Here is a 5,477-nt window from a genome sequence, read left to right as displayed (position 1 = left end):
GCGACGTCGCTGCTCTTTTTTGCTTTGAATAAATGAAGTATTCAAGGCATCAATTGCAGATTTGATCAGTAGCGGCTGTGCAGCCAACACTGCCTACAAGAGCGCATATCGCAGTAAGGCCAAGACCGCCCCGAGGCCAACTGTGATTTCTTCTTGAGTGGATGCCTTGCCCAATATTGTTACGCAATCATTTTGCGCGCAGCAGGAGCGGTCTGTCATTTATTGGTTGATCAACATACGTGTTATAATACCGCTAACTAGAATAGAGGAGGAGTTCAATATGCTACCAACAAATTTGACAGAAGCGCTAAACGCTCAATTCAATAACGAACTTCAGGCAGCACATGCGTACACAGCGATGGCGTCGTACTTTTCCGGAAAAGGGTATCACGGATTTGCCAACTTCTATTTGATTCAATCAAGAGAAGAACACGTTCATGCGATGAAATTCTATCATTATTTGGTGACGATGGATGAACAGCCCGTACTTCAGGCGTTAACAGAACCAAGAAACGAATATGCAAATGCCCTGGATGTTGTGGAAGCGTCACTTGCGCAGGAAAAGTCAGTGACGGCAAACATATATAAATTAGTAAGTTTGGCGGATGAACTGCAGGAACATGCCACCTTATCCTTTTTGGATTGGTTCATTGAAGAACAAATGGAAGAAGAAAAGATGTTCCGGGATATGATCATCCGCATAAAAGGCATCGAAGAAGGCGGCGAGTATTTCCTGAAAATGGACGACGAGTTTGCTGCAAGAAAACTGGAAGAATAATTCGCACAGAAAAAGCACACAGCTGATTGTGTGCTTTTTTGTGCGAATTATAAATTCTTCATTATTCCCCTTCACTTAAGGAGTGATCATTTTCTAACCAATCAACAATCAAATCGACAATGATTTCTTGTTGTTCACTAACGGTGATCTGCGCCTCATTGTCGCCGGACTGACTGCCATATACGCCAAAATAGGCGTGGTTTCCGCCTGGAATTTCAATGAAATCTGTTGTTTCCGGCAAGTTCGAGCTGTTTTCCTTAATTTTTTCAGGCGTACTTAAGCCGTCTTCTGAACCGCTTATGGATAAAACGGGTAAGGTGGATTCGCTTAAATAGTCATTGCTTGCTGCGTATGCCCCGAGTAATATGAGCCCGTTGACGCGATCTAAATGTTGATCGGCATACATAGCGGCTGCTGCGCCTCCCATGGAATGGCCCGAAACATACCATTCGATGCTGTCGTCACTTTCTATTATTTCATCAGCTTTTGACACATCTAGAATTGATAAATTTAATCTGACTGAAGGGATGGCGACCGTGATATTTTGCTTTGATAATTCTTGTGCCAAATAGCCGTATGCTTCAGGTTCGACTTTTGCGCCGGGATAGAGGATTAACCCTTTTTCTGCACTTTCTGCTCTATAGATATACCATCCGTCCTCAGGTTCTATAACTTCCTCCATTTCGATTTGATCAGCATCTACCGCTTCAAATGTATTTTGAGACCATATAAAAAAGATAGTGAAGCTCAGAATTACGAGTAAAGCCAGTGTGAAAAGCAAGATGAATAGGGTTTTTTTGTTTAGAATTTTTTTCATCCTCATTACCGAATTATTCCTAATCCAAACAAGTAGAAAGATATAGACAATCCACTAATTAGGACTATAAATAATTTTCCTTTCTGGGTTTTTTGAAAGTATTAATTTAATTCGTATTAAATTAAAGCTTCATCCAACTTAAGTATGGATATTAAAGGGATGCAATTACTAATATGCATCAGTTAATCTTTCACTTTTCCTTTGAAATATAGGCGCAAGCGCAAAAAAAAGCAGCCGAAGTTACTCTTGCCTAGAAGGTTTGCTAAACAATTTGTTCTTGAAGCCAAGAAACTTTGAGAGCAATTCGAAAGGTGCTTTATTTCTCTTTTTGCTCCGAATCTTTTCTATAGTTAGCTTTTAAGGTTGTATTAATATTAATTAAAGCCATTAATATAAAACCAAGCATTATGAAAGTTACAATTTCACCTGTGAAAAAAGATACAATTCCTAATATCATGGCGTATACCCCGTACCACCTATTGTTCATATGTAAGATCTCTCCTTCGCTTATTATAGTTTTAGTAAACACAATATTTACTTAAGGATACCAGAATATCCAATTGGCGTATTAGCTCAAAGATAAAACGAAAGGACAGACAAAAAAGAGCGGCCACAGCCACTCTTTTCTAAAGCGTTTATCCAACAATCGAGTTAGTTTGCTGAACTCTTATTTAGTTAGTAGCTGGAAGGCTTTATATAGGTAATACAAATATAGAAACGCCCAAAATAAATATCGTAGTGATCAACAGTAACTTAAAGTGTTCGGTTTTCTTATTAATTAACATTTCAACTAGCTGTACAACATTTGATAACCCTACGGAAAGGAGCATACTGAAAAGTAAAATATTCATATTGTCTGGTGAAGGCCTCTCAGTCGTTAGCGCTGCCACAGAAACGAATATAACTCGAAAGGCAAAGTAAGTTGCAACTACATTTGTAAAAACCTTTAAGAAAAAAAAAAACCTTACTTTTTCTATATTCTGTTTGAATTTTATCTAATATCTTCACTTTCGCCACTTCACTCCTTTATTAATAATCTAATCGGTTTGTTTAAACTAACATGCCAGTAAATATTACATCAGAACACCGTTTGCCGCTTTATTTAATTTTTCAATAAGGGCATTAAATCCTTATGAATCAATTAGTTATTGGGATTTTATCTTTGTTAAGTGGAACATATGATTGCTAGCAATGTCTACACAAGAATATTGTTCGGTTATAAAAATAGAGATCGGAGTCAATCAATAAAAATTAGAACTAGTGTAAGGCGCGCTGAAGAAAATAAAGAATAGTTAATATTAAGTTATAGAGTAAGAAAAAGTAGTAAACATCCTATCAGAGAAGAAGGTTTCAATTTTTTCTCTAGCTCTTTTTACGTGTCTCATAATTCTTTTCAAAATCAATTTATTGTTAGCGTTGGCTAATAATGATTTTGAAAGGAATCGGGTAAATTTTTAATTTGAATGCATGAAAAATATTCCATTTTATATGATATATTTATGGTGTTATTCAGCACTTAAAGTAGGCAAAGGGGCGTTTATATTGCAATTAACTATTCGCACGACAGGAGACAATGTCAAAGCGGTCTCATACTTACTAGCAAAAAATCCAAATAATTTATACGAAAGAAACCAAAAAGGGCACATGGTACGTATGTTTTACAGCAAGTTTACCGATAAAGAGCTCGAGATGACCATTTTTGTTACGCTAGATCCGATTGAAATGAGCCAGAATGGATCGAATTCCTACGACATTACCCATTATATTAACGATCGAGAATTTGCCGTCAGCAGTATTTTTCTATCAATGATTCGTTCGGCTCTCGGAACAGCGTTGAACGGCCAGCCAAAAGAAGAGTATACGGAATGGGTCACCTATTCATTTCCATTCACTTTTGAACTTGGACCGGTCAATTCATCTTTGTCAGACCAGCAATTGATAGCTTTGTTTGAATCGATGGACTATCAAGTGCAGATAACCCGACCCGACATTCAATATTCTTTTCAATTAAAAGAAAAAAGTACAGTGCGGATGATCTCGTTAACTGGGGAGCAAACATTACAGAATGCACTGCGTCACCTATTTGTGTTGATTCCAGTGATTGACGACTACAAGCATTATTACATTGATGAAAAAGAGATTGAGAAAATCAGCAGATACGGAGAAGGCTGGCTCGAGCAACACCCGATGCGGGAAACCATCTACCGGCGTGCACTTCGTTTCAAAGAAGTCTATAGCCTGGTCGAGAATAGCAACGGAGAAGCAACTGTGGAAAAAACGCAAGCAACTGAACGCATAAGAGGCACTTCTTTGAATGAACTGCGCTATGCAAAAATCTCTGAAACAGCGGCAGCCTTGAAACCGAAAAGCATCGTTGATTTTGGCTCGGGAGAAGGAAAGTTGGCAGTCAAACTGGGCTTTATTGACGGAGTGAAAGAAGTGTTGGCTGTGGAGCCGTCTCAAGTGGAGACGATGAAGGCGGTGCGGCGCTTTGACAAAGTGGAAGATAAAGAGAATTTCGTGGAACCGGAAACCTTATGGGGGTCGCTGTATTATTTTGATGAGCGCTTGAAAGAGAAAGATCTGATGATTTTGTGTGAGGTCATTGAGCATATCGACGAGCCACGGTTGCCTAAAGTGTTCGATTTAATCTTGCATCACTATGCGCCGAAATCACTCATCGTAACGACCCCAAACCGCGAGTACAATGAAGTTTACGATATGGACGATCATTTTCGCCATGCCGACCACCGATTCGAATGGACACGGCAGGAATTCCGGAATTGGTGCAAGAAAATCAACTACGCGGGATTGTATGAAATCGAATTTGCAGGAATTGGAGAAGAGGATCCAGAACAGGGATGTCCAACGCAAATGTGTGTGTTCAAAAGGAAGGTGGCTATTTGATGAGAATTGGCTTGCCGTACGGAGGGATCGTTTTACTAATAGGACCGTCCAATAGCGGGAAATCCACTTTACTGAAAAGGCTGGTGGAAGAAGAGAAGATTTTACCATCGGAAGTCGTAAGTTCCGATGAATTCAGGGTTTTGGTGAGTGACAAGGAATTTATCGATTGGCGCAACCGTCCGCAAGATGAAGCTGCCGGGCTATTGGATGAATACCAGGAGATTTCAGCAGAAGCTTTTGCCATGATGGACACGGTCATTGAAGCCAGATGCCGGTTAAACAAATTGGTGATGGTTGATGCCACACATCTCCGTTCAGAAGACCGTAAAAGATACATAGCGCTTGCTAAAAAGAACCATGTAGCGATTCAGGCGATTGTTTTTGATGTGCCAGAGCGAATTTTGACTGACAGGGATGAAGACCGTGATAACCCACGGGGAAAACGCCGCATCAAGCAACAATATCAGATTTTCCGCAATGAAAAACGCTTTATTAAAAAAGAGGGCTTTGCTTCTGTTTATACAATAAAAGATATATTGGATGTGGAAGTATTCAGGCATCCCAATCCAGTTGAAGTGGAGATAGAAAATGGCATCGACATTATCGGCGATGTCCATGGATGCTACGATGAGCTGATTGAACTGCTGGAAAAAATCGGTTATGCGGAAAGCGAAGAAGGCTTCTATGAGCATCCGGAAGGTCGCAAATTCGTTTCGATCGGTGATGTCATGAGCAGAGGACCGGCTTCGCTTGAGACGATGCGCTTCTTCCTCAAGCATGTCAAGAGCGGCCGGGCTCTGATGGTCGACAGCAACCACGGCTGGAAAATCGCCAGGTGGCTGGACGGGCGGCAAGTGGTCTTGAGCCATGGGGATGAACGAGTGGAAGAAGAGTTGTCGGTTTACGAAGAACGCGAAGGAATAGAAAAGGCTCAAAAGCTGAAGCTGCAATTAAAAGAGTTTCTGCTAGAGGCGC

General features: G+C 40.3%; 4 protein-coding genes. 3 read left to right on the top strand and 1 reads right to left on the bottom strand.

Annotated elements, in window-relative coordinates:
• Positions 1-280: 280 nt before the first annotated feature.
• Positions 281-778 (top strand): ferritin, encoded by a 498-nt coding sequence (locus ON064_RS16800; RefSeq protein ID WP_121300527.1) that lies wholly within the window; start codon positions 281-283, stop codon positions 776-778.
• Positions 779-839: 61 nt separating this feature from the next.
• Here ON064_RS16800 and ON064_RS16795 read toward each other — a convergent pair whose 3' ends face one another.
• Positions 840-1,601 carry an alpha/beta fold hydrolase gene (locus tag ON064_RS16795; protein ID WP_274625668.1) on the bottom strand — a complete coding sequence of 254 codons (762 nt, stop codon included), beginning with the start codon at positions 1,599-1,601 and terminating at the stop codon, positions 840-842.
• Positions 1,602-3,137: 1,536 nt separating this feature from the next.
• Between ON064_RS16795 and ON064_RS16790 the strand changes: the two genes are divergently transcribed.
• Both ON064_RS16790 and ON064_RS16785 read left to right on the top strand, forming a co-directional pair.
• Positions 3,138-4,502 carry a 3' terminal RNA ribose 2'-O-methyltransferase Hen1 gene (locus ON064_RS16790; protein ID WP_274625667.1) on the top strand — a complete coding sequence of 455 codons (1,365 nt, stop codon included), beginning with the start codon at positions 3,138-3,140 and terminating at the stop codon, positions 4,500-4,502.
• The coding region (locus ON064_RS16785; RefSeq protein ID WP_274625666.1) for an AAA family ATPase at positions 4,502-5,477 on the top strand (976 nt) is incomplete at its 3' end. The genes ON064_RS16790 and ON064_RS16785, both read left to right, overlap by 1 nt.

The sequence above is a fragment of the Planococcus sp. A6 genome (assembly GCF_028823615.1).
Lineage (GTDB): Bacteria > Bacillota > Bacilli > Bacillales_A > Planococcaceae > Planococcus.
This window is presented reverse-complemented; position numbering and strand designations above follow the sequence as displayed.